We start from the raw sequence: 22,635 nt of genomic DNA on the forward strand, positions 1-22,635 counted from the left end.
GGTCGGACCTTTCCGGTAGAGATGAAGGATCGTCGGGGAGGTAGGAGCTATGGCCTGTCCAGGCCGGCGGCCGCTGCCGCCCACCGCCACAGTTCCTCGGTCTCGCCGGGATCGGGATGCGTCGCCGCCCGATAGCTCGTGGGCCGCATCCGGCGATCGTGCCAGAAGGCGCCCGACGGCGGAACGGGATCCGTGGCGGCGAGCCAGACCGCGGTGTCCGCGCCCGCCTCCGGTGTGCGCAGCAGCAGTCGGGTCGAGGCACGGAAGGCGGGGAGCGAGCGGGCCAGGCCCGGCGTGTCCGCCCAGCCGGGATGCATGACCGAGGTGGAGATCCGCTCCGGGGACCACCGCCGGTCGAGGACCGGGGCCAGCTCGACCTGCATGCGCTTGGACCGCGCGTACGCCACGGCACCTCGGTAGGTGCCGTGCTCGAACTCGGGGTCGCCCACCGGAAGCGGCTGGGTGTACATCCCACCGGAGGCGACGAAGACCACCCTGGCGCCGCGCTCTGACCGGCGCAGGGCCGGGAGCAGGCGCTCGGTCAGCCGGATCGGCCCGAGCACGTGGGTGGCGACGGACAGCTCATGACCGTCGACCGACTCGGTCCGGTCGGGCGGCATCACTCCGGCGTTGTGCACGAGCACGTCGAGCTCGGCCCGCCCGTCCTCACGCGCGCAGAAGCCGTCGGCGAAGGCGTCGATCGCCTCCGGGTCGGAGACGTCGCAGCGCTCCACCCGGAGCTCGGCGACCCTCCCCTCGTCGCGCAGCTGCTGCTCGATCCGGGCGACCGCGTGTGCGGCGCGTTCGGGCGAGCGCACGAGGACGTGGACGCGGGCGCCGAGTCGGGCGAGACCCAGGACGGTGGCCTCGCCGAGACCGCTGCCGCCACCGGTGACCAGGGCGGTCCGGCCTTCCAGCGCCCCGGGGCGCGGGTCACCCGCGGACCAGCGGCGGCGACGGACCGCGTAGCCGAGGCGGGAGTAGCCCAGCACGACCGTGCGGTCGAGCACACGGTCGATGCCGCGGTCAGGCGCCGGCGATGCGTGGCTCACGTGCGTACCTCCTTCACCTCTGCCAGCCGGGCGAGCGCCTCGCGACGCTCCTCGGCATGGTCGACGACGCGTTCCGGGTAGCCGTTGGCCATTCCATCGGAGTGGCGCCAGGGCTCGTGGGCCGCCGCGCCGGGGAGGTGCCGAAGCTCGGGGACCCAGCGACGGACGTAGTCGCCCTGCGGGTCGAACCGGCGACCTTGGGTGACCGGGTTGAAGACCCTGAAGTACGGGGCGGCGTCGGTCCCGGTGCCGGCGACCCACTGCCAGCCGTGGCTGTTGGAGGCCAGGTCGCCGTCGCGGAGGTGGTCGAGGAAGTGCCGAGCCCCGACGGGCCACCACATGTGCAGATCCTTGGCCAGGAAGCTCGCGACGACCATCCGCACCCGGTTGTGCATCCAGCCCTCCGCGAGCAGCTGACGCATGCCGGCGTCGACGAACGGGTAGCCGGTGGTGCCCGACTTCCATGCCTCCAGCAGCGCCGGATCCTCGTCGTAGCGCATGCCGCGCAGGTCGTCACGCAGGTCGCGCCAGGCAGACCCGGGATCGTGCCAGAGCACATCGGCGTAGAACTCGCGCCACGCCAGCTCCGCCACGTATCGCTCGACATCCTCGCCGGAGGCACCGTGCGCGAGCGCGCCCAGATCGGCCAGCAGCGTACGTGGGTGGATCTCGCCGAACTTCAGCGCCGTCGAGATCCGGCTGGTCCGATCGAGGTCGGGCCGGTCCCGAGCCTCGGCATAGCCGGCCAGGTCCTCGGCACAGAAGTCCTCCCATCGGTGCAGGGCAGCACGCTCGCCGGCCTCCTGGTCGGGGTGGTCCGGCAGCGGGTCCGATCCGACCTCGGCCGTCCACTCGACCTGGGGATCTCCGGCAGGTGCTCTCCAGCCGTGCTCACGCCAAGCCCGCAGGAAGGGGGTGAAGACACGGTAGGGCGCTCCGGACGTGTTCCGGACTCTGCCCGGGGTCACGGCGTAGGGGCTGCCGGTGCCGACCATCTCGATGCCGTCGGCTGCCAGGCGCTGCTCGACGGCCGCGTCGCGGCGTCTGCCGTAGGGGGTCGTCTCGGTCGAGACGTGCACCCGGCTCGCCCCGGCCTCGGCCGCGACCCCAGGCACCACCTCGACCGGGTCCCCTTGACGGATGACCAGTGCCCCGCCCGTCTCCTCTCGCAGCGCGGCGAGGGAGGCCAGCAGCCGCTCCCACCGCTGCCCCGAGCCGGCCAGGCGCGGGTCGAGCACGAACAGCGGAACCACGCGCCCATCGGCAGCCGCGGCCTGCAGGGCAGGATGGTCTCCCAGCCGCAGGTCCCGTCGGAACCACATCAGTGAGGTCGTCATGGATGGTGCCGTTCGTCGGGTTCGAGGCGGATCTGGGCGACGTCGATGACCCCGGCCCGGAAACCCGCCTCGCAGTAGGCAAGGTAGTACTCCCAGGTGCGCCGGAACCCCTCGTCGAAGGTGTCCGACCGGATCGTCGGCCACGAAGCCAGGAAGGCGGAGCGCCAGCGGCGCAGGGTCTCGGCGTAGTCGGCTCCGAACCTGTCGGTGCGGGTAACCCTCAGCCCGGCCTGGGCGGCCTGCTCGGAGATGACCGTCTCGGACGGGATCAACCCACCCGGGAAGATGTGCTTCTGGACCCATCCGTAGGAGTGACGCGTCGCCAGATAGCGCTGGTGCGGCATCACGATCGCCTGGAGGGCGACGGCTCCGCCGGGACGCACCAGACGCGACAGGGCGGCGAAGTAGTCCGGCCAGTAGCGCTCACCGACCGCCTCGATCATCTCCACGCTGACCACGGCGTCGAAGGTGCCGACGACGTGCCGGTAGTCCTGCACCAGCACCTCGACCCGGTCGCTGAGACCGGCCTCCTCGATCCGCTCCCTGGCCAGCGCCGCCTGCTCGACAGACAGCGTGACGGTGGTGACCCGGGCGCCGCGACGGGCCGCCTCGATCGCGAGCGTCCCCCACCCCGTGCCGATCTCCAGGAGGTCGTCACCGGCACCGACGCCTGCCAGGTCGAGGGCGGCGCCGACCTTGCGCAGCTGGGCCTCCTCCAGGTCCTGCTCGGCGAGCGGACGGGTGCGGTCGAACAGGGCAGAGCTGTAGCTGAGGCTGGGGTCGAGGAACGCGGCGAACATGTCGTTCCCCAGGTCGTAGTGGGCGGAGATGTTCTCCTGGGAGTCCTCGACGGCGCCCCGCTGGTCGGCGGGAATGGGCTGGTCGACCAGGCGGCGCAGCCGCAGCATCCAGCCCGGGAGCAGCCCGGAGAGGCGTTCGGCGTAAGGAGTCAGCGCGTCGGCGAGATCGGTGCCGTCCGCGGCGTGCCAGTCCCCTGCCGTGTAGGCCTCGCCGAGGCCGATCTTCGGGTTCGCCGCGAGCCGGCTGTAGACCGACTCCGGACGCCGCAGCACGATGCCCGGCCTGCCCGGCCGTCCCGCGGTGGGCGCGCCCGCACGACGGTTGAGCAGGCTCCCGTCCGGGAGCACGACGTCGACCGGGACCTGCCGGGTCGCCAGCCGCAGGATCTGCTTGGCGATGCCTGCTCGCAGGCTCTTGGTGGCAGTCGGCGCCCTGTGCGCCGGCAGCCCGAGCCTCACTGGCTCTGCGGTCATGTTGTGGACTCCTTCGGAGGGGCCGGACGAGGGAAGACGGGCAGTCTGCGCAGCCACAGCCGGATCCCGTGGAACCGGATGAGGGCGCTGACCCGATGGGGCATCAGCAGATGGGTGAGGCTGACCCGCAGCAGAGCACGGCGAGTCGCGGCCTCCGGTGTCCCGCGGGTGGTCGCCGTCAGCACACGAGCGCCGTCGCGGTCGAGGCCGACGGTCACCGAGACCTGTCCCGGGTCGACCTGCAGCCGGATGTCATAGGTCCCGGCCATGTCGTTGAACGGCGAGACGTAGAAGGCCTTGCCGGTGCGGGCTCGTCCGTGTCGATCGACGTCGAGCAGGTAGGCGTGACGCTCGCCGTAGGTGTTGTGCACCTCGAAGACGACCGCGCGCAGCACACCGTCGTCCGACTGCACCCAGAAGACCGTGAGGGGGTTGAAGACATGCCCGAGAACGCGGGCGTTCGTCAGCATCAGCACCCGATCGGTCGGCGCGAGGTCGACGCCGCGGCGGGCGAGGAACACACCGAGATCGCCACGTACGCCATGGCCCGACGAGCCTCCGTCGAGATGGTCCTCGACCCGGAACCCGGCCAACGGGCGCAGCCAGAGCGGGAGCAGAGGTGGATCGTCGACGTCGATGAGCCAGTGGTAGCTGCGGTGGCGGAAAGCGTGCCGCACCGGCACCTCTCGGGTGTGGCTGACATGACCGACGACCAGCGACGGCACCTCGGGAAAGACCGGTGATGCGATCACCACCTCACCCCGAACGACTCGGCCGCCTCGACGCCGGAGCGACAACCGTCCTCGTGGAAGCCCCAACCGAGGTGGGCGCCAGCGAAGGCCAGCCGAGGCCCGCCGCCCGTACGCAGCCGCGCGGCCGCCGCGACGGCCTCGGTGGTGAAGACCGGGTGTTCGTAGGTCATCCGCGCGGTGACCGTGGCCGGGTCGACATGCTCGGTCGCGTTGAGCGTGACCACGTGCTCATCGCGGTCCTCGAGGCCCTGGAGCCGGTTCATCCAGTAGCTGACGACCACCTTGTCGGCGCCACCGCCGCACGAGGCGAGGCGGTAGTTCCACGATGCCCGGGCGCGTGGCGACTCCGGCAGCAGGCTGGCGTCACGGTGCAACCAGGTCTCGTTGCGCGAGTATCTGATGGCCGCCAGGTCCGTCTTCTCCTCCGGGGTGGCGTCGACCAGCAGCCTCAGGGCCTGGTCCGCATGGGTCGCCACGACCACGCGGTCGAAGCGCGAGGACCCGGCCCCGGTGCGTACCTCGACACCATCGGCGTGCCGCTCCACGGTGGCGACCGGCTCACCGGCGCGGACGTCGCCCAGCCGTTCGGCGATCCTGTCCACGTAGGTGCGCGAGCCACCCACGACCGTGCGCCAGGTGGGTGACCCGGTGATCTGGAGCATCCCGTGGTGGTCGAGGAAGGCGAACAGGTGCCTCGCCGGGTAGGCCGCCGCGTCCTCGTCGCCGCACGACCAGACGCATGAGACCAGCGGGACGGCGAAGTGCTGGACGAAGTAGTCGCTGAAGCCGCCCTCGGCGAGGAACTGGCCCCAGGTCAGGTCGCCCCCGGACTCGAGCAGGCGGCGGGCACGACGGTGGAAGCGAGGCACCTGCGCCAGCATCCGGACGAAGCGTGGGTCGCGGAGGCGACCCGGGTCGGCCAGGATGCCGTTCAGGCCCTTGCCGCCGGCGTAGGACAGGCCGCAGTCGTCGCAGACGATGCTCATGCTCATCTCGGTCGGCCGGGTCTCGACGCCGAGCTCCGCGAACAGGCGGAGCAGGTTCGGATAGGTGCGCTCGTTCATCACGATGAAGCCGCTGTCCACGCGGAGGCGCGCTCCCGAGGCGGACGAGACGTCGTGCGTGTGCGCGTGCCCCCCGAGCCGCCGCTCTGCCTCGAAGAGGGTGACGTCGTGCGTGCGGCCGAGGAGATGAGCCGCGGTCAGGCCGGAGACCCCGCCCCCGATCACGGCCACGCTCGGCCGCTGCGTCCGGGCCGTTCGACTCATGGGTACTCCTCGTCAGGCGACAGCACTGTCACTGGCTACTTCCGAGGATGGAATGTACAATCTTCGTTCAAGGTATGTCAAAGGTTTGAAAGGGCGCAATGATGAGAATCGACCGAACCGTGGAGACCGCCGCACCGACCTCCGAGGTGTTCGCCTTCCTGGCCGACTTCACCACCACCGAGCAGTGGGATCCGGGCACGGTGCGCACCGAACGCATCTCCGGCGACGGCGGGGTCGGAACGGCGTACGCGAACACCTCTCGATTCCTCGGACGCAACACCGACCTCACCTATGTGGTAGAGGCCTACGAGCCCGACACCAAGGTCGCGCTACGCGGCGAGAACAAGACGGTCACCGCCCATGACACGATGACCTTCGTACCGACAGCCACGGGCGGAACATCCGTACGCTACGTGGCCGAGTTCGAGCTGAAAGGCATGGCCAGGATGGTGGCCCCACTGCTGACCCCCGCCTTCACCCGTCTGGGCGACAAGGCGTCCGACCAGCTGCGCGCGACCCTGGACCGACTGGGCCGGTAGTCGAGCAGATGTACACCATCAAGCACGCAGCGGAGCGGGTCGGCATCACCACCGCGACACTTCGTGCCTGGGAGCGGCGATACGGCGTCATCGCGCCGCCTCGGTCCGAGAGCGGCTACCGGCTCTACGGCGAGCACGAGGTCGCCGTGCTGCGTTCGATGAAGCAGCTGGTCGACCAGGGCTGGTCGGTCGGCCTGGCCGCCGCCGAGGCGATCCGGCTCGACCGTGCGCAACCCGCCGACGACACGGCCGCGGGCGCCGGAGACAGCGGGAGCCCGATCCGCCCCTCCCGCGATCTCGCGGGGAGGATGACCACCGCCGCAGCGACGCGCGACACCACCGACCTGGCGGCGACGCTGGACGAGGTGTTCGGCCTGGGAAGCTTCGAGACGGTGATGACCGACCACGTCTTTCCCGCGCTGGAGGAGCTCGGCGACGCCTGGGCCGACGGCACGGTCAGCGTCGCCGGCGAGCACCTGGCCTCGAACGCGGTGATGCGCCGCCTCGCCGTCGCCTACGAGGCCGCGGCCTCCCATGGTCACGGGCCCCGCGTCGCCCTGGGGATGGCACCCGGAACCCGCCACGAGATCGGCCTTCTCGCCTTCGCCGTCGCCGCCCGGCGACACGGCTTGAGCACCGACTACCTGGGTGCCGATCTCCCGATCGACGACTGGCTGGTCGTCGTCGGCGATCCAACGCTCGCCGCGGTGGTGCTGGCCATCCCCACCACCGCCGACATCACCACCACTGCCTCAGTGATCACCGCGCTGCACGACCACCGCTCCGATCTCGTCGTGGCCGTCGGCGGAGCGCAGCAGAATCATGCTCCCGAACCCGCCGTCCGCCTGGGCCACAACATCGCTGCCGGCGCGAAGACGCTGGCGGCCATGATCACCCGACGCTGACCGGCCCGCGCGCGGCCTCCCGGACCGACTACTCGGGCAGGGTGGCCCGGAGCACGCGCAGCGTGTTGCCGCCCATGATCGCGGTTACCTCGGTCTCGTCGTAGCCCCGGTCGACGAGCTCCTGGGTGATGGCGGCGAGGTCGCCGACGTCCCAGCCGACGGTGGTGGAACCGTCGTAATCGCTGCCGAGGGCCGCCGTCTCGATGCCGCCCACCTCCACGACATGGTCGATGGCGTCGACGACGGCGTCGACGGTCAGGTCGCACACCGCGGCGTCCCAGTAGCCGACACCGACGACGCCACCGGTCGCGGCGACCCCGCGTACCTCCTCGTCGGTCAGGTTGCGGTTGACGTCGCAGGTGGCCTGGACGCCGCCGTGGCTGAGCACCACCGGCTTGGTCGCCATGTCGAGCATCTCGGCGACCGCGGTGTGGCTGGCGTGGGCGATGTCGACGATGATGCCGCGACGCTCCATCTCGGCGAACACCTGGCGCCCCAGATCGGTGAGACCACCCTTCTCGACGCCGTGCATGGAGCCGGCCACCTCGTTGTCGAAGAAATGGGTGAACCCGGCCATCCGCATGCCGGCGTCGTAGAGCGTGTCCAGGTTGGCGAAATCGCCCTCGAGGTTCTGGAGGCCCTCGACCGAGAAGAGCGCGCCGGTGACCTGCTTCCCCGCCTCACGGTCGGCGACGAGCGCGTCCAGGTCGGCTCGGTTGCGGATCAGGCGCAGCCTGCCGTCGGAGTCGGCCGCCGCCTTGTCGAGCTTCTGGGCGTGGAAGAGCGAGCGGTCCAGCAGCGAGGTCCAGGTGCGGGGCGGCTGCAGCTGGGCGAAGGTCAGCAGCGTGATGTTGTCGCTGTCACCGGTGTTGCTGTCGTAGTTCTGCCCCTTGGGCGACTTCGACACCGAGGAGAACACCTGCAGCGCGACGTTGCCGTCCTCCAGCCGATGAAGATCCATGTGGCCCCGGTCCGAGTGCTCCAGGACGTCGCGATCCCACAGCAGGGTGTCGCTGTGCATGTCGATGACCTGCAGGGATTCGTGGAGTCGCCGCGTCTCGGGGGTGACCTCCGGCAGGCTGGCCGGACGGATCTTGTTCTGGGCGTTCTCCACGATCCCGGGCGCCAGCGCGAAGAAGCCGGCGCCGCCGACGAGAAGAAGGGTGAGTACGGCCAGAAGCAGTCGCTTCGTCCAGCGGCGGGTCATGTGTCGGGGTCCTCTCGGGGCAGGCTCGGAACGACCGAGCGCACGGGCGCGACGAGTATCGCGAGACGTACGCCTGCGGCCGGCGAATTGGCCCGAATCGCCCGTCCGGCGGGCCGATCGGACAGGATGTGACCATGGCGACACTGGATGAGGACGATTTTTCGCTCATCCACGCCCTCCAGATCAGACCGCGCGCCTCCTGGACGGACCTCGCCGCGGCTCTCGGCACCTCACCGTCGACCCTGAGCCGGCGCTGGGAGAGACTGCGCGGCGACGGCAGCGCCTGGGTCATCGGTCACCCACGGGCCCGGGGCCGCTACGGAGCCGGTCTCGCCATTGCCGAGATCTCCTGCACCGGCGGGCGCGCACGCTCGCTGGCCCAGGAGCTGGCGGAGTGGCCGATGATCATCACCATCGAGGAGGCCGCCCGCGACTACGGCCTGATCGTGACGGCGGTCGGGCTCGGTCCCGGCGACATGCCCAAGCTGCTCCTCGACGACCTGTCCGCGCTGCCGGGCGTGCTGGGCGTCCGCGCCCACCACGTCGCCCGCCTGCACGTCGACGCGAGCAGCTGGCGGGTGGGCGGGCTCGACCAGGAGCGCGCCCGGGCCGTCGCGCGCATCCCCGACCACGGTGACGCGGGCAGCACCCCGTCCACCCCGATCAACCCCTGGGCCGAGCCGTACGCCGCCCTCACCCAGGCACTCATCCGGAACGGCCGCAGCAGCGCCGCCGACATCGCCCGGCAGACCGGCCGGCCGTTGTCGACCACCCGCCGCCAGCTCGGCCAGCTGCTCGCCTCCGACGCCCTCACCTTCCGCTGCGAGGTCGCCCAGGGGCTGACCCCGCTGCCGATCGTCGTGCAGACCTGGTGTCAGGTGCCCTTCAGCAGCGTCACCGACTGTGTCGACCGGCTCCGGACCACCCCGGGCGTACGCCAGGTCGTCGGCCTCCCCGGTCCGACCAACCTGCTCATCAGCACCTGGACGCGCTCGGTCGAGAGCGCGATGCTCCTCCACGAGCACCTCGAGCGCGACCTCGCACCGCTCGAGGTGGTCGAGTCCGCGATCGTCCTGCGTCAGATCAAGCGTCTCGGCTGGAGGCTCGACGAGCTCGGCCGCTCCACCGGCACACTGGTCCCCTACTCACCCGGCTCCGACGACGTCCGTGCGCCCGAGGCCGGCTGACCGGCGACTCGAGCGGCTCACAGGTCAGGACCGGGGTCAGCGACCGAGCACCGCGCGGAGCCGGCCCACCTGCGCGGTGCGCTCGGCGAGACGCTGCTCGTCGAGGCTCCGGCCCGGCGCGGCCGCCAGCAGCTCGTGCGTACGCCGCACCGCGGTCGCATCATGGGCGACCAGCGACGCGACCAGGCCGGCGAGCGTGGAGTCCAGCTCGACCGCCGGCACCACGCTCTGCGCGAGCCCGATCCGCTCGGCCTCGGCGGCGCCGACCTTGCGCGCGGTGGCACAGATCTCGAGCGCTCGCGCGTAGCCCACGGCCTCGACCAGCGGCTTGGTGCCGGCCAGGTCGGGGACCAGCCCCAGCGCGGGCTCCTTCATGCAGACCCAGGCGTCCTCGGCCATGATCCGAAGGTCGCACGCCAGCGCCATCTGGAAGCCCGCGCCGATCGCGTACCCGTCGACGACGGCGATCGAGATGAATCTCGGGTCGGCGAGGGCCACGAACGGCCGCTGGTATTCACCGATCAGGTCGATGACCTCCTGGTCGCTGCGCGCCAGCGTCGAGACCAGGCTGCCCTCCACGTCGGTCTGGCCCGGGTCGACCAGCGACAGATCCAGCCCCGCGGAGAAGGTGCCGCCGGCACCACGCACCACCACGACCCGGACCTCGTCCGGGAGCGACTCGAGGAACGACGCGATCGCCGCCCACATCGCCGGATGCTGGGCGTTGCGTACGTCAGGACGATCCAGCAGCACGGTCGCCACAGCACCGTCGATGCTCAGGTCGACACCGGACTCGTTCACGTTCATGTCCTCATCCCTTCAGGCAGGAGCGCCAACTGACGCGTCAGGCCAACGTAGAGGACGCCGTGTCGGAACCGCCGCCCCCGGGCCCGCCCGCGAGCAGTCCATGGGCGACGACATCGGTCGCGACCCGCAGGAGCTGCCTGAGCCCGCCGAGGTCTCTCCCGAGCGCGTCGTTGCGCCAACCGAGACTGATGATGCCGTTCCAGGCGGCCCACAGGACCGTGGCGACGTCGTCGGGGTCGATCGCCCGGAAGGAGCCGTCGGCGACACCGCGTCGCAGCTCGGCCACCATGCGCTCGTTCTGCTCCCGCACCGAGGTCGCGAGCCGGTCGGCGAGCTCGCGCCCGGCGGGGTAGGCCGTCGATCCGCTCGGGAAGGCCAGGGTGCGGAAGTACTCGGGGTTGGCGGCGTAGAAGTCGAGGTATGCGTCGGCCGCGGCATAGAGCCGGTCCACCGGCGACCCGTCCCGGGTGTAGGCCTGATCCATGAAACGGCGATCCGCCTCGACGGCGCGCTGCACCACCGCGGCGTGCAGCCCCGACTTGGAGCCGAAGTGGTTGTAGACCGACCCGACGGCAACCCCGGCGGCGGCCGCGATCTCGTCGAGGGTGACGTCGTCGACCGATCGCCGCGCGAACAGCTGCTCGGCGGCGGTGAGCAGCGCCTCGACGGTGCGGCGCGCGCGAGGATCCACGGCACTCCCCCGACTTCTTGTGATCGTTGCAACAGTTTCGCGGCAAGGCTACCGTGACCTCATGACATTTCTTGCAACCGTTACAACAGTGCGCTGATGGACGCCACCGACTGGGGCTCCGTCCACCGCCGCACGGTCGACAGCTTTCGCGCCGGCTGGGCAGCCGCAGGGCCGTCGGCGTGGGACGACTTCATCGACGAGCGAAGCGAGATGGTGCAGCCGATGCTCGAGAACGGCGTCGGCGCACGGTTCTGGGCCGGCGAGATCAGCCGGGCCCTCCGGGTGATGCCGGACCTGAGCGCCGAGGTGCTCGACTGGAGCGGCCGCGAGGACCGCCTCTTCATCCAGCTGAGGTTCCGAGCGACCGTCGGCGGCCGGTCCCTCTCCTGGGACGCGGTCGACCTGCTGCGGCTGCGCCCCGACGGGAGCCTGATCCGCCGCGAGTCGTTCTTCGACTCCGCCCCCGTCGCCGGCGCGCTGGCGAGCCGCCCACGCACCTGGTGGGCGTGGTGGTGGTCCGGCCTCTGGCCCTGCCCCGGCCGCCGACGGCTGCTCGACCGCCTCTCCCCCGGACGTCACCGATGACGGCCCCGGCCGACGTCTTCTGGCGCGACCCGCGACTGGGGTCGCCTGAGCGTGTCGACCTGTCGGTGGGCACCCTCGACTACCACGCCCACGGCTCCGGACCCACCCTGCTCTTCGTCCACGGCTACCTCGTCAACGCCAACATCTGGCGCAAGCTCGTGCCCCTGTTGGGCGACCGCTACCGATGCATCACCCCCGACTGGCCGCTGGGCTCCCACCGCACGGCACTCGCCCCGGGCGCCGACCTGTCCCCGCGGGGCATGGGCGACCTCATCGCCGAGTTCGTCGAACGTACCGGCCTGGACGACGTCACCCTGGTCGGCAACGACTCCGGCGGCGCCTACGCCCAGGTCGCCGCCGCGCACCACCCGGACCGGTTCGTACGTCTCGTGCTCAACAGCTGCGAGACGCCGCAGTGCTCGTGGCCACCGAACCCCGGCGGATTCGGCCTGCTCAAGCGCGCCGCCGCGCACCGCATCACCCACCGAGCGCTCTACCAGCCGCTGCGTCTGCCGCGGACCTGGCGCTGGCCCAACACCTACGGCTGGCTCGCGAAGAGCCCCATCGAGCACGCGGTCATGAGGACGTACGTCGGCCCGGTGATCACCGACCGCGACATCCGTCGCGACGGCCGCGCCGCGATCAGCACCGTGAGCGCCGCCCACGTCCGCCGCGCCGCCGACCAGCTGGCCCGACGCGACACCCTGCCCGTCCACCTGCTGTGGGCCGAGAGCGACCGCGTCTTCCCGCTGCAGCACGCCGTCGCGTACGCCGAACGTCTGGGAGCCGAGCTGACGACTGTCCCCGGCAGCTACACCTATACCGCCGAGGACCAGCCCGAGCTGATGGCCGCAGCGCTCGACGGGTGGTTCTCGTCCGGCGCCTGACCGCCGCCGGATCGGCTCACAGCACGATCTCGGGCCTCACCCGTTTAGGCGTCCAGACCCGCTGCCGGCGGGCGCCGTAGGCGGTCAGCAGCAAGGCGCCGACGAGGAAGGCGGCCAGGACGAGGACGTCCGAGACGACCCGGCCGGACAGCCCGCCGTACATCAGCTGCCGCAGCCCGTCGACGGCATAGCTCATCGGCAGTACGTGATGGAGCGGGTGCAACGGCTCGGGGATCGTCTGCCAGGGGAACGTGCCGCCGGCGGTGACGAGCTGGACGACCATCAGAACCAGACCGAGGAACTGGCCCGGCGCCCCGAGGAGCGCGTTGAGCATGTGCACGATCGCGATGAAGGTCGCGGAGGTGAGCAGCAGGAAGCCCAACGTACCCAGCCAGTTCACCGGGGTGATGTCGACGGCGAGACCGACGACCACGAGCACGACGACCATCTGGGCGGCGCCGATGAGCGCCGGGGTGAGCCAGCCGCCGAGAGCGATCCGCAACGGAGTCTGGTTGGCGGCCAGCGCACGGGTCGAGATCGGCCGGACGAGCAGGAAGAGGACGTACCCGCCGATCCACGCACCCAGGGCGAGGAAGAACGGTGCCAGCCCGGCGCCGTAGGAGGACGCCTTGGCCTCGGAGACGGAGTCGATCGCGACCGGGTCCGCGATCGTCGAGGCGATCTGGTCACGGAGCTCTTCGTCGGTGGCCGGTGCCTGCGCGACGCCGCTCTGCAGGCCCTTCTTCAGGTCACCGGCGCCTGTCGCGAGCTTCCCGGCACCCTCACCGAGCTTCGCCGCCCCGGCACGAAGCTCGCCGGCACCGCCTGCCGCCTGGGAGATCCCGGCGACCAGATCCGGCATCGCCGAGGCCAGCTGCTCGTTGCCGTCGGCGACCTGGTCGGCCCCGGTCGCGAGCTCGTTCAGCTTCCCGGAGACGTCCCCGACGCGCTGGTCGACGCGATCGAGCGGGGCCGATCCGCGGTCGTAGATCGCCAGCACCTCGGCGCGCTGCTGCTCGTCCAGCCCCTGCGCCTCCAGACGGGCGTCGAGGTCTGCCCGGTTCGCCTCGTAGGCGGCCACCGCGTCATCGACCGCGGTCGCGGCCCGCTGCCCGGTGGCGGCGATCTCGCCGTTGGCGTCGGCGACCTTCCGTGCTCCCGTGGCGAGCTCGCGGGTCTTGTCGGGCAGGTCGGCGACCTTGCTCTCGATGGTGTTCAGGCCGGCCTCGAGGTCGCCCGCTCCGCTGGCCAGCTTCCCGGCGCCGTCGCGGACCGCGACCGCGCCCTTCTCCAGCTTCGCGGCACCGTCGGCGGCTTTCACCAGTCCCGAGCGGAGGTCGGAGATGCCGAGCAGGAAGTTGGCCGCGGCCTGCTCCGAGACCTCGCTGGCGATGGCGTCGCGCACCTTGTCGGTCACGTTGGTCGCGATCGTGGTGGACAGATAGGAGTTGGCGTCGTTGGTGATGACCTGGATCTGCGCCTGCTTCGGATCGAGCCGCTCCGCACCGGTCAGCGTCCGGGAGAATCCCTCCGGGATCCGCAGCGCGAAGTAGTAGTCACCCTCGCGGATGTCCTTCTCCGCCTCGGCTGTCGAGGTCTCCGACCAGTCGAAGTCGCCCGACTTCAGGAGCTTGTCGGCGACATCGCGTCCAGCGTCGATCTCGGTGCCGTCTGTCGTGGTGGCACCGGTGTCCTCGACGATGAGCGCCGCCGGGAGCTCGTCGAAGTGAGCGTACGGATCGTGGTTGGCGTACAGGTAGAGCCCGGCGTAGAGCGTGGGCACGATCACGAGCGCCACGATGACGAGCTTCGCCAGCCGGCCGGCCGTGATCCGGCGAAGCTCGGTCAGGGCGATACGCAGCGAGTTCATGCTTCCTCCGTCGGGCCGATGGTGAACGTAGGAACTCCGGTCGGGATCACCGCGGCGCGGCTGGCGGTGACCAGGACGCCGGGTCGCTGCCCGGCCCCGGCGAGGTCGTACGCCACGTCCAGCCAGTCCTCGACGGGCAGACCGAGCCGCTCGGGGTAGGTGAGCACGAGGAAGCGGGTGCCGGGACGCAGCGACGCCATCCGCCCGAGGATCTCCAGGCGCGGCCCCGGCGGGACGGCCTCCGTGGTGATGTCGGTCGCGAGGTCGTACTCACCCAGCCAGCGGTCGATCGCCGCAGCGCTCGGCCTGTGCTTCGCCATCGCGAGCTCCTCGCCGAGGATCGTACGGAACGGCACCATCTCGTCCGGCTCGGAGACCCCTGGCACGTCGACGAGCGCCACCGCGGCCTGCAGGGAGCGAGGCGTCGCATCCCCGTCGAGATCGACCCTGCCCGCGTCGAGCCGGAGCCGCCCGGCCAGCGCGAGCGCCAGCGACGTGTGCCCGCCTCCGGGCGGACCGACCGCCACCGCCACCTCTCCCCCGCTCAGCGTCAACGACGTGGTCGGCAGCAGATCCCGGGCCCCCTGGCGAACACGTATGCCCAGGGCCCGCAGCGTCGTGGTCTCCTCTTCGACCGCGTCTTCGCTCATGACCGAAACCCTGGCACCAAATGCTTCCGATCACGGTCAGACACAACGATCCGGACGTATCCAGCCGCTGCCGTGCCGGCCATCTACGCGGCGCACATGTGATACTCGTCGCATTTCTCGGAGCAGGACCCCCGCGGTTGGGCCATTCGCCACCTTGTCGTCCTATGGTGCCGGACCATGATCTCGATCAGAGGGCCACGCAGCGCGCTGCTGCTCGCGACCCTTTTCGGGGTCGTCTTCGCGATCTTCGCGATGCACGGGCTCACCTCGCACGAGCGAGCCCACAGCGAGCATGCTCCCACCATGCTGGGGATGGATACGGCAGCACACGACCATGCCCGCGCGGATCACGGGTTCGACACCAAGGCTCCAAAGCCGGATCGCCCCACACCCTCGCCTGATCACGGTGGCGGGGCCGCTGATCTGTGTCTGGCACTGTTGTGCCTCTTGGCGGCGCTGATCGCCCTCGCGCTGCGACGTGGCATCCCACGTGGCGTTCTCTGTGTCGTTCCCCGGTGGGCTGAGTCGCCAGCGTTCACGCCGGACCGGGCGACTGCCCCTCCCTGCCTCCACCGGCTTTCGATTCTGCGCTGCTGAGCGACCGGCCAGCGTCTCGCCGCTCCGGGCCCGGTGTCGGCGTGATGCCGCCTGCTCTCACATCCCAGAACCGAAAGGACCCATTCAGACCATGACCACCGTTATCGATCCCGACATTCAACGGGACACACCCTCGAAGGCGCACCGTCGGGCGTTCGACAAGCAGTCCCTGCCTGCGCGATACAGCGGCCAGATGCTCTACTTCATGGGAGCGGCCCTGATTGCCGGCGCCGTCGTCCACTACCCGGTCAACCCATCGCTGTACACGACCATCTGCGTGGTGGGCGCGTTCGTGTTCCTCCTCGGCACGATCGTCAACGAGTTCTTCCTCGCCGACGAGCGCCCCGCACTCAGCCAGGCACTGCCGCTCGTGACCTTCTCGCTGTTGCTCTCCTTCGGCGTCGGTCTCGTCGGTGGCGGCATCCAGCACTTCGAGCAGTTCCCCGAGCGCAGCGCCTTGATGACGCCGATCGGACTGCTCATGTCGTACGCCGCGTTCGTCGCCAAGGACTCCAAGGGGCGATGGCGTCATCTGATCAGCCCATTCGCCGCGGCCGTCGTTCTCGTCGCAGCCCTCGCCTGGCTGGGGATGACTGCCTTGGCCGGCTCCATCGTCTCCGACGGCCACAGCCACGATCACAGCCCGAGCGAGGCCCCGGCGGAGCCGACCGACCCGATCGTCGATCAGGAGAGGCCGTCTGAGGCACCCGTCGACCCGGCGGACGACGGCCACTCCCCGCACAACCACTGACCGTGGGCGCAGGGGTCCGCCCGAATCATCATAAGAACGGGCCCCTGCGCCGTCAGGCATCGAGGATCTTCTCGAGTTCGGCGAGGTCCTTCGTCGTCGCCGGACGGGTTACCCAGTCCTGCAGCGGGTGCCGCCTCCATCATCCGGGTCCCGGGTAGAGGACGTCTCCACCAGCACGTCCGCACGCGTCTCCCGCCCTGCCTCGAACCTGCAGAGATCGACCGGCGCCAGCACGTCGGTCACTGTTCGTTCCGAAGACGCCTCGACGGAGGCGCTGATCCCTAGCCTATGTCGCGCACATTTCCATCTGTCGAGACTCCAGAAGGGCTCCATCATGGATCGTCGCAACTTCCTCCGTGCCGCCGTTGTCGGCGCTGGAACCGTCGCCTTCGGGTTCAGCGTCACCCGTCCCGCCATCGCCTACCCCGCCAAGACCGGACCGAGCCCCTATGGCGCTCTCCAGGCCGCCGACGCCAACGGCATCATGCTGCCCCAGGGATTCACCAGCCGGGTGATCGCCCGCTCGACGAGGACGGTCGCCAACACCGGATACACCTGGCACAGCGCCCCCGACGGCGGCGTCTGCTTCGCCGACGGAACCGGCTGGATCTACGTCTCCAACTCGGAGATGAGCAGCGGCGCCGGCGGCGTGAGCGCCATCAAGTTCGACAGCAACGCCAACATCACCAGCGCCTACCGCATCCTCGGCAACACCACCCGGAACTGCGCGGGCGGACCGACGCCGTGGAACACCTGGATCTCCTGCGAGGAGCACGACACCGGCTACAGCTGGGAGACCGACCCGTGGGGCGTCAAGCCTGCCGTACGCCGCGCCGCGATGGGCCGGTTCACCCATGAGGCCGCGGCCTGCGACCCGGTGCGCAAGGTCGTCTACCAGACCGAGGACAAGAGCGACGGCGGCTTCTACCGCTTCGTCCCGACCACCTGGGGCGACCTGTCCGCCGGGAAGCTACAGGTGCTCACCACCAATCTGACCTGGGTCGACGTCCCCGACCCCGACGGCTCGCCCACGCCGACCCGCGACCAGGTGTCGAACATGAAGCTGTTCAACGGCGGTGAGGGCGCCTACTACCGCAACGACATCTGCTACTTCACCACCAAGGGCGACAACAAGGTGTGGGCCTACAACGCCGCCGCCAACACCCTCGACGTCGTCTACGACGACAACCTGACCAGCAACCCGCCGCTCACCGGCGTCGACAACCTCACCGGTGCTGCGGCCGGAGACCTGTACGTCGCCGAGGACGGCGGCAACATGGAGATCTGCATCATCACCCCTGACGACGTCGTGGCCCCGTTCCTCCGGGTCACCGGGCAGAGCTCGTCCGAGCTGTGCGGCGTGGCGTTCAACCCCGCCGGCAACCGCATGTACTTCTCCTCGCAGCGAGGCACGACCGGCTCCTCCAGCGGCGGCATCACCTACGAGATCAGCGGCCCGTTCCGCTCGTAGCCAGCAGAAGCACCTGTTGCAGCTGAGAAATCGCGAAGGCCCGGACCTCTCGGTCCGGGCCTTCGTCTCGGAGTAGCGGGGACAGGATTTGAACCTGCGACCTCTGGGTTATGAGCCCAGCGAGCTACCGAGCTGCTCCACCCCGCGTCGCAAGAAGAACATTACACGCGAGGGGAAACGAATCCCTAATCGGAGGTATCCTCAGCCCCCCGAGATCAAATCGGCGGCCTGGTCGACCTTGTCCTGCGCCTCGGCGATGAGCCGCTCACGCTCGGCGTAGTCGCCGGACTTGCCGGCCTCGTCGGCCTGGGCGAAGAGGGCGCGCGCGTCCTCGAGGAGCTGGCCGACCTCGCCCGGGGAGTCACCGGAGGAGGGCGGGGTCTCTACCGGCTCCTCCTCGGGATCCGAGGTGGACGGAGGTGTCGGTTCGGCGCCGGTGAGCGCGACCTCGAGGGCCTCGCCGAGCGTCGAGCCGTAGCCGACCCGTCCGTCGTAGGAGACCAGCACGAAGGCGAGCTGGGCGTAGCCGGACGTGGAGGCGGTCGCTCGACGCGCGTAGATCGGCTCGACGTACAGGATGCCGTTCTTCGCCGTCGGGTAGGTGATGACCTGGCCCCACACCGGCGCCGAGCCGGAGCGGTTGAACGAGGCGACCTCGTCGGCGATCGCCTTGTCCGTACGGAACTCGTTGGAGACCATGCCCGGGCCCTGGGTGTCGTCGGGGAAGCCGGTGGTGATCCGGATCTTCCCGTAGTCGTCCGAGGTGGCGTCGGAGTCCACCGACATCATCGCCGCCAGGTTGGGGCGGTTGTAGGGCACGAAGGTCGAGGTCAACGACCAGCGCGGGGTGCCCTCGCTGTCGGAGAGGAACATCCGGTAGGGCGTCTGCTGGTGGTTGTCGTCGTTCGGGTCCTCGGGGACGGCCCAGCGCTCGTTGCCGGAGAAGAAGACGTCCGGGTCGGAGACGTGGTAGCGCGCCAGCTGGTAGCGCTGCACCTTGTAGAGGTCCTCGGGGTAGCGAAGGTGCTCCATGAGCTCCTTCGGGATCGACGACTTCGGCATCACGGTGCCGGGGAAGGCCGCCTCCCACGTCTGCAGGATCGGGTCCGCCTCGTCCCACTCGTAGAGGGTGACCGTGCCGTCGTAGGCGTCCACGGTCGCCTTCACCGCGTTGCGCATGTAGTTGATCTCGTCGGTCGGCAGCGTCTGCACGCCGGCGGAGGTCTGGGTGGCGTCGTCGGTCATCGCGGCGAACGAGTCACGCGCGGCCTGCGGGTAGCGGTCGGTGGTGGTGTAGCCGTCGACGACCCACTGGATCCGCCCGCCCACGATCACCGGGTAGACGTCGTCGTCGAGAGTCAGCCACGGCGCGACCTTCTGCACCCGCTCCTTCGGCGAGCGGTCGTAGAGGATCTCGGAGTTCTCGTTGACCCGCGAGGAGAGCAGGAAGTTCGTGGAGCCGAACTGGATGGCGTACATGAGCTGGCGGAAGTTGTTCCCGATCGGGACACCGCCGGCACCTTCGTACGTCGTCCGGGTCTCCCCGTCCTCGGAGTTGTAGTCGAGCTCGACCGCGGCACCGTCGGCGGACTTGCCGACGATCGAGTATTCCGGCGAGTCCTCGCCGAAGTAGACCTTGTCCTGGAACTCGCCCTGGCCCGAGGTCAGGTCGTGCTGACCGGTGCGGTCACCCTCGGCCCACTGCATCTGGTTCGACTCGGACTTGTCGTCGGCGCCGCGCATGTTGGCGTAGGAGGCGATCACGCCGTTGGAGTGGGTGTAGACCGTGTGCAGGTTGGTCCAGGTGCGGTCGGAGTCGGAGATGCCGGCCTGGTTGAGCTCGCGTACGCCGAGCACGACCGCCCGCTCCTTGCCGCCGACCTCGTAGGTGGAGATGTCGAGCGGCTCGTGGACCGAGTAGTAGGAGCGACCCTGCTGGACCTGCTCGAACTCGCGGTGGACCACCGCGGGGTCGACGATCGGCAGCGAGGACGCGGTCTCGTCGAGCTGCTCGGGCGAGGCCCCGTCGGCCTCGGCCTGCGAGGTGTACTCGGTCACCTCGAGGTTGTCCTTGGAGATGCCGTAGGCGTCCTGGGTCGCCTTGATGTTGGCCGCCAGGTAGGGCTTCTCCTTGTCCTGCTCGCTCGGCCGGACCTGGAAGCCCTGCACGATCGCGGGCCAGATCATCCCGATCAGCAGCACCGAGATCGCGAACAGGGAGATCGCGATCGAGGGCAGCTGCCAGCTGCGCCGCCACACGTTCAGCAGGAACAGAATCCCGCAGATCACCGCGATCGCCAGCAGGATCTGGTTGGCCGGGAGCACCGCGTGCTCGTCGGTGTAGGTCATCCCGTCCAGGCGCGGGCCGGAGCCGTTGACGAGGTCGTAGCGGTCGACCCAGTAGTCGAGCCCCTTGACCAGCAGGATCAGCCCGACCATCGCGCTGAGCTGGATCTGCGCCGAGCGGGTGAACCGGTCACGCTGCGCGGTGAGCCGGATGCCGCCGTAGACGTAGTGCACGATCAGCGCGCCGATGGTGCCGAGGATCAGTCCGGTCAGCGCGAAGTTGACCAGGTAGTGCCACCACGGCAGGTCGAAGATGTAGAAGCCGATGTCCTTCTTGAAGAACTCGTCGGTCTGGTCGAAGTCGCGCCCGTGGCGCCACATCAGATAGGTGCGCCAGTGACCCGCGCCGGAGAAGCCGGCGAAGATCCCGGACACCCCCGCGATCCCGATCAGCAGCCAGGTGCGGATCGGGGCGATCGCGTCGCGGTAGCGGTCCAGGCCGCCGATGTCGTCGGTCGGGTGGAAGTAGGGACGGGTGCGGTAGGCGAGCGCTGCCGGCAGCCCGATCATGATCGCCATCAGCACACCGAAGATGACGAAGAGTGCCGTACGCGTCCAGAAGACCGTGCCGAAGACGCTGCTGAAGTCGATCGCGTCGTACCACAGCGCGTCGGTGTAGATCGCCGCGAAGGCGCTGATGCCGAAGAAGAGCACGATGACCGAGACGGCCGCGATCGCCAGCCAGCGGTTGCGGCCGGTGCTCTGGTTGCGGGCCGGCGCCTGCGCCGGGTCGTCGTCGTCGAACAAGCTCATTCGTCGCCCTCGCTGTCGGGGTTCTCCTCGAGCGTGACACGCAGCAGCTCGAGGAGCTCAGGGACCAGATCCACGCCGCCGATGACCGACTGGTCGTCGTCGTGCGCCTTCAACCGCAGAGCACAGTACGTCGCACCAGCACGTGTCGCGCCGGCCACGATGCGTACCTCCTGGCGGTCGGGGTGTGCCTTGGCGAACTCCGCGGCCGCCTCGGCGTCCTCGGGAATCTTGCCGTCGGCGTCGGGCGGCAGCACCAGACGCTCGACGACCGCGGCGCAGCCGGTGACCCCCTCGGGCCAGGCTGTCGTCTGGAGGACCTCCTCCAGCTGGGTCGTGACGGGCACCTGGTCCTGCTCGATCGGGGTCAGCGACCCCTCTTGGTCAGGGTTGTCCAGGCCCATCATCGTCGCGAGCGCGGGCTCGGCCTTGACCAGCGCGGCGGTGTCGACGAGCGCGAACAGCCTCGCCGGGCCGTCCCAGCCCTCGCTCGCGACGTGGGCCTCGATCTCGAGGACGGCGGCGGCCAGCGCCGGATCGGTCTCCAGGTCGAGGCCGCGGCTGAGCTCAGGCGTGGGCCCGGGCGTGGGCTCAGGGGTGTCGTTCACTTCGTGCTCCCACAGGTCGGCAGCTTGGCATTCGGGTCCTCGGTCCAGGTCTCGATGGCCTTGATGGCGTCATCGAGGGTCTCTACTCGGGTCAGGCGCATGTCGCCGTTCGCGGCGCCCTCGATGTCTTGGCAGTTGCCGGCCGGCACCAGGAAGAGCTGGGCCCCGTCCCTGGCCGCACCCGGGATCTTCTGCTGGATGCCGCCGATCGGTCCGACGTTGCCGGAGCCGTCGATGGTGCCGGTGCCGGCGATCTTCTTGTTGTCGGTCAGTGGCCCCTCGGTGAGGGTGTCGTAGACAGAGAGCGCCATCATCAGCCCGGCGCTCGGTCCGCCGATGGCAGGGTCGAGGGTGATCTTGATGTCGTAGGGGAAGTCGTAGGTCGCCCCCAGCGAGACGCCGATGAACGCCTTGCCTTCCTTCTCACCGGTCGTGATGGTCTGGGTGAGCGTCTTGCCCTTGCGCTCGACGGTCAGGTCGATCGGGGAGCCCGGCTTCACCTTCTGCACCTCGGTGACGACCTCCTCGGGGGTGTCGACAGCCTTGTCGCCGACCTTGGTGACCACGTCCTCGGCCTTCAGCTTGCCCGCGGCCGGAGCGTCCTTGCTCACCTCGGCGACGGAGACCTCGTCGACGTCTTCGCCGAGCTTGGTCAGCGCGGCCGCGATCGCGGCGTCCTGGGCGCTGGCCATCTGCACCTGACCGGCCTCGCGGTCGTCCTCGACTGTGCCCTGCTCGGGGTAGGCGACCTCGCGCGGGTAGACCGCCTCGGTGTCGCTCATCCAGGCACCCAGCAGGGTCCACAGGCCGAGCCGCGCCTCACGGGTCGTCTCGGAGACCGTGGTCATCCGCAGCTGGGCCTTCTTGCCGTTGCGGTAGACCTCATGGCCCTCGACCTGGACGATGTCCTTGCCGTCGAACTCGCCCAGGACGTTGACCGTCGGGCCGGGGCTGTAGATCGTGAACGGCAGCGGAACCACCCAGGCGATCACGATCAGGGCGACCACGAGCGGCAGGGCGACAAGTCCTGCCAAGGTGCGCTGTGTCATAGCGTCACCTTCTCATTCGGGACAAACAGGCGAACGCGGGCGGGTCTCGACA

Annotated in this window: 21 protein-coding genes and 1 tRNA gene; 8 read left to right on the forward strand and 14 right to left on the reverse strand. The window is 69.9% G+C overall.

Annotation, left to right across the window (positions count from 1 at the left end; all coding sequences use genetic code 11):
- Positions 1-47: 47 nt before the first annotated feature.
- From ACFVJS_RS02090 to ACFVJS_RS02110, 5 genes are read right to left on the reverse strand one after another with little or no spacing between them, the layout of a single operon-like run.
- A complete protein-coding gene (locus tag ACFVJS_RS02090) occupies positions 48-1,052 on the reverse strand; it encodes an SDR family NAD(P)-dependent oxidoreductase (protein WP_378876976.1) in 1,005 nt (334 codons plus the stop codon).
- Entirely contained in the window at positions 1,049-2,389 is a 1,341-nt protein-coding gene (locus ACFVJS_RS02095) for a cryptochrome/photolyase family protein (RefSeq protein WP_378876978.1), read from the reverse strand. Before ACFVJS_RS02095 ends, ACFVJS_RS02090 begins: the two co-directional genes overlap by 4 nt.
- Complete coding sequence (locus ACFVJS_RS02100) at positions 2,386-3,663, reverse strand: class I SAM-dependent methyltransferase (RefSeq protein WP_378876980.1); 1,278 nt, start codon at positions 3,661-3,663, stop codon at positions 2,386-2,388. Before ACFVJS_RS02100 ends, ACFVJS_RS02095 begins: the two co-directional genes overlap by 4 nt.
- On the reverse strand, positions 3,660-4,415 hold the full coding sequence (locus ACFVJS_RS02105; RefSeq protein WP_378876983.1) for a DUF1365 domain-containing protein: 756 nt from the start codon (positions 4,413-4,415) through the stop codon (positions 3,660-3,662). Before ACFVJS_RS02105 ends, ACFVJS_RS02100 begins: the two co-directional genes overlap by 4 nt.
- Positions 4,412-5,683 carry an NAD(P)/FAD-dependent oxidoreductase gene (locus ACFVJS_RS02110; RefSeq protein ID WP_378876985.1) on the reverse strand — a complete coding sequence of 424 codons (1,272 nt, stop codon included), beginning with the start codon at positions 5,681-5,683 and terminating at the stop codon, positions 4,412-4,414. Before ACFVJS_RS02110 ends, ACFVJS_RS02105 begins: the two co-directional genes overlap by 4 nt.
- A 101-nt stretch (positions 5,684-5,784) precedes the next feature.
- Here ACFVJS_RS02110 and ACFVJS_RS02115 point away from each other — a divergent pair, with 101 nt between their 5' ends.
- Both ACFVJS_RS02115 and ACFVJS_RS02120 read left to right on the forward strand, forming a co-directional pair.
- A complete protein-coding gene (locus ACFVJS_RS02115) occupies positions 5,785-6,222 on the forward strand; it encodes an SRPBCC family protein (RefSeq protein WP_378876987.1) in 438 nt (145 codons plus the stop codon).
- 8 nt (positions 6,223-6,230) lie between these two features.
- Positions 6,231-7,127, forward strand: a complete 897-nt coding sequence (locus ACFVJS_RS02120; protein ID WP_378876989.1) for a MerR family transcriptional regulator — start codon at positions 6,231-6,233, stop codon at positions 7,125-7,127.
- Between the two features lie 28 nt (positions 7,128-7,155).
- On the opposite strand, the gene ACFVJS_RS02125 is transcribed toward ACFVJS_RS02120, so the two are convergent.
- Entirely contained in the window at positions 7,156-8,334 is a 1,179-nt protein-coding gene (locus ACFVJS_RS02125; RefSeq protein ID WP_378876991.1) for a dipeptidase, read from the reverse strand.
- 134 nt (positions 8,335-8,468) lie between these two features.
- Between ACFVJS_RS02125 and ACFVJS_RS02130 the strand changes: the two genes are divergently transcribed.
- Positions 8,469-9,521, forward strand: coding sequence for an Lrp/AsnC family transcriptional regulator (locus ACFVJS_RS02130; RefSeq protein ID WP_378876993.1), 1,053 nt, complete (start codon positions 8,469-8,471; stop codon positions 9,519-9,521).
- A gap of 36 nt (positions 9,522-9,557) precedes the next feature.
- Here ACFVJS_RS02130 and ACFVJS_RS02135 read toward each other — a convergent pair whose 3' ends face one another.
- Both ACFVJS_RS02135 and ACFVJS_RS02140 read right to left on the reverse strand, forming a co-directional pair.
- Positions 9,558-10,328, reverse strand: a complete 771-nt coding sequence (locus tag ACFVJS_RS02135; protein WP_378876995.1) for an enoyl-CoA hydratase/isomerase family protein — start codon at positions 10,326-10,328, stop codon at positions 9,558-9,560.
- A 37-nt stretch (positions 10,329-10,365) separates the two neighbouring features.
- Entirely contained in the window at positions 10,366-11,019 is a 654-nt protein-coding gene (locus ACFVJS_RS02140) for a TetR/AcrR family transcriptional regulator (protein ID WP_378876997.1), read from the reverse strand.
- A 96-nt stretch (positions 11,020-11,115) separates the two neighbouring features.
- Between ACFVJS_RS02140 and ACFVJS_RS02145 the strand changes: the two genes are divergently transcribed.
- Together ACFVJS_RS02145 and ACFVJS_RS02150 are read left to right on the forward strand one after the other, a co-directional pair.
- Positions 11,116-11,604, forward strand: a complete 489-nt coding sequence (locus ACFVJS_RS02145; protein WP_378876999.1) for a nuclear transport factor 2 family protein — start codon at positions 11,116-11,118, stop codon at positions 11,602-11,604.
- Positions 11,601-12,491 (forward strand): alpha/beta fold hydrolase, encoded by an 891-nt coding sequence (locus ACFVJS_RS02150; RefSeq protein WP_378877001.1) that lies wholly within the window; start codon positions 11,601-11,603, stop codon positions 12,489-12,491. Before ACFVJS_RS02145 ends, ACFVJS_RS02150 begins: the two co-directional genes overlap by 4 nt.
- Before the next feature lie 16 nt (positions 12,492-12,507).
- Here the strand turns inward: ACFVJS_RS02150 and ACFVJS_RS02155 are convergent, their stop codons facing one another.
- Both ACFVJS_RS02155 and ACFVJS_RS02160 read right to left on the reverse strand, forming a co-directional pair.
- Complete coding sequence (locus ACFVJS_RS02155; protein WP_378877003.1) at positions 12,508-14,361, reverse strand: YhgE/Pip family protein; 1,854 nt, start codon at positions 14,359-14,361, stop codon at positions 12,508-12,510.
- Positions 14,358-15,011, reverse strand: coding sequence for an ATP-binding cassette domain-containing protein (locus ACFVJS_RS02160; protein ID WP_378877005.1), 654 nt, complete (start codon positions 15,009-15,011; stop codon positions 14,358-14,360). Before ACFVJS_RS02160 ends, ACFVJS_RS02155 begins: the two co-directional genes overlap by 4 nt.
- Positions 15,012-15,188: 177 nt before the next feature.
- On the opposite strand from ACFVJS_RS02160, the gene ACFVJS_RS02165 reads away from it, so the two are divergent.
- The 3 genes from ACFVJS_RS02165 (at position 15,189) to ACFVJS_RS02175 (ending at position 17,830) form a co-directional block, all read left to right on the forward strand.
- Positions 15,189-15,608 carry a DUF6153 family protein gene (locus tag ACFVJS_RS02165; RefSeq protein WP_378877007.1) on the forward strand — a complete coding sequence of 140 codons (420 nt, stop codon included), beginning with the start codon at positions 15,189-15,191 and terminating at the stop codon, positions 15,606-15,608.
- A gap of 91 nt (positions 15,609-15,699) precedes the next feature.
- Entirely contained in the window at positions 15,700-16,359 is a 660-nt protein-coding gene (locus ACFVJS_RS02170) for a hypothetical protein (protein WP_378877009.1), read from the forward strand.
- A 334-nt stretch (positions 16,360-16,693) separates the two neighbouring features.
- Positions 16,694-17,830, forward strand: a complete 1,137-nt coding sequence (locus ACFVJS_RS02175) for an alkaline phosphatase PhoX (RefSeq protein ID WP_378877011.1) — start codon at positions 16,694-16,696, stop codon at positions 17,828-17,830.
- A 73-nt stretch (positions 17,831-17,903) separates the two neighbouring features.
- Here the strand turns inward: ACFVJS_RS02175 and ACFVJS_RS02180 are convergent.
- The 4 genes from ACFVJS_RS02180 to ACFVJS_RS02195 all read right to left on the reverse strand — a co-directional run bounded on the left by ACFVJS_RS02180 (position 17,904) and on the right by ACFVJS_RS02195 (position 22,583).
- Positions 17,904-17,977 (reverse strand) — tRNA-Met (locus ACFVJS_RS02180).
- Positions 17,978-18,031: 54 nt separating this feature from the next.
- Complete coding sequence (locus ACFVJS_RS02185; RefSeq protein ID WP_378877013.1) at positions 18,032-20,929, reverse strand: UPF0182 family protein; 2,898 nt, start codon at positions 20,927-20,929, stop codon at positions 18,032-18,034.
- Positions 20,926-21,534 (reverse strand): PPA1309 family protein, encoded by a 609-nt coding sequence (locus ACFVJS_RS02190; protein ID WP_378877015.1) that lies wholly within the window; start codon positions 21,532-21,534, stop codon positions 20,926-20,928. Before ACFVJS_RS02190 ends, ACFVJS_RS02185 begins: the two co-directional genes overlap by 4 nt.
- A complete protein-coding gene (locus ACFVJS_RS02195; RefSeq protein ID WP_378877017.1) occupies positions 21,531-22,583 on the reverse strand; it encodes a PDZ domain-containing protein in 1,053 nt (350 codons plus the stop codon). Before ACFVJS_RS02195 ends, ACFVJS_RS02190 begins: the two co-directional genes overlap by 4 nt.
- Positions 22,584-22,635 lie beyond the last annotated feature (52 nt).

This window comes from Nocardioides sp. NPDC057772 (assembly GCF_042798075.1).
Lineage (GTDB): Bacteria > Actinomycetota > Actinomycetes > Propionibacteriales > Nocardioidaceae > Nocardioides.

Bases quoted from the DNA above. Each gene is read 5' to 3' on its own strand.
- ACFVJS_RS02145 (WP_378876999.1), top strand. From the start codon at position 11,116: ATGGACGCCACCGACTGGGGCTCCGTCCACCGCCGCACGGTCGACAGC.
- ACFVJS_RS02100 (WP_378876980.1), bottom strand. From the start codon at position 3,663: ATGACCGCAGAGCCAGTGAGGCTCGGGCTGCCGGCGCACAGGGCGCCG.
- ACFVJS_RS02130 (WP_378876993.1), top strand. From the start codon at position 8,469: ATGGCGACACTGGATGAGGACGATTTTTCGCTCATCCACGCCCTCCAG.
- ACFVJS_RS02170 (WP_378877009.1), top strand. From the start codon at position 15,700: ATGACCACCGTTATCGATCCCGACATTCAACGGGACACACCCTCGAAG.
- ACFVJS_RS02160 (WP_378877005.1), bottom strand. From the start codon at position 15,011: ATGAGCGAAGACGCGGTCGAAGAGGAGACCACGACGCTGCGGGCCCTG.
- ACFVJS_RS02185 (WP_378877013.1), bottom strand. From the start codon at position 20,929: ATGAGCTTGTTCGACGACGACGACCCGGCGCAGGCGCCGGCCCGCAAC.
- ACFVJS_RS02110 (WP_378876985.1), bottom strand. From the start codon at position 5,683: ATGAGTCGAACGGCCCGGACGCAGCGGCCGAGCGTGGCCGTGATCGGG.
- ACFVJS_RS02095 (WP_378876978.1), bottom strand. From the start codon at position 2,389: ATGACGACCTCACTGATGTGGTTCCGACGGGACCTGCGGCTGGGAGAC.
- ACFVJS_RS02150 (WP_378877001.1), top strand. From the start codon at position 11,601: ATGACGGCCCCGGCCGACGTCTTCTGGCGCGACCCGCGACTGGGGTCG.
- ACFVJS_RS02125 (WP_378876991.1), bottom strand. From the start codon at position 8,334: ATGACCCGCCGCTGGACGAAGCGACTGCTTCTGGCCGTACTCACCCTT.
- ACFVJS_RS02120 (WP_378876989.1), top strand. From the start codon at position 6,231: ATGTACACCATCAAGCACGCAGCGGAGCGGGTCGGCATCACCACCGCG.
- ACFVJS_RS02195 (WP_378877017.1), bottom strand. From the start codon at position 22,583: ATGACACAGCGCACCTTGGCAGGACTTGTCGCCCTGCCGCTCGTGGTC.
- ACFVJS_RS02165 (WP_378877007.1), top strand. From the start codon at position 15,189: ATGATCTCGATCAGAGGGCCACGCAGCGCGCTGCTGCTCGCGACCCTT.
- ACFVJS_RS02175 (WP_378877011.1), top strand. From the start codon at position 16,694: ATGGATCGTCGCAACTTCCTCCGTGCCGCCGTTGTCGGCGCTGGAACC.
- ACFVJS_RS02155 (WP_378877003.1), bottom strand. From the start codon at position 14,361: ATGAACTCGCTGCGTATCGCCCTGACCGAGCTTCGCCGGATCACGGCC.
- ACFVJS_RS02135 (WP_378876995.1), bottom strand. From the start codon at position 10,328: ATGAACGTGAACGAGTCCGGTGTCGACCTGAGCATCGACGGTGCTGTG.
- ACFVJS_RS02115 (WP_378876987.1), top strand. From the start codon at position 5,785: ATGAGAATCGACCGAACCGTGGAGACCGCCGCACCGACCTCCGAGGTG.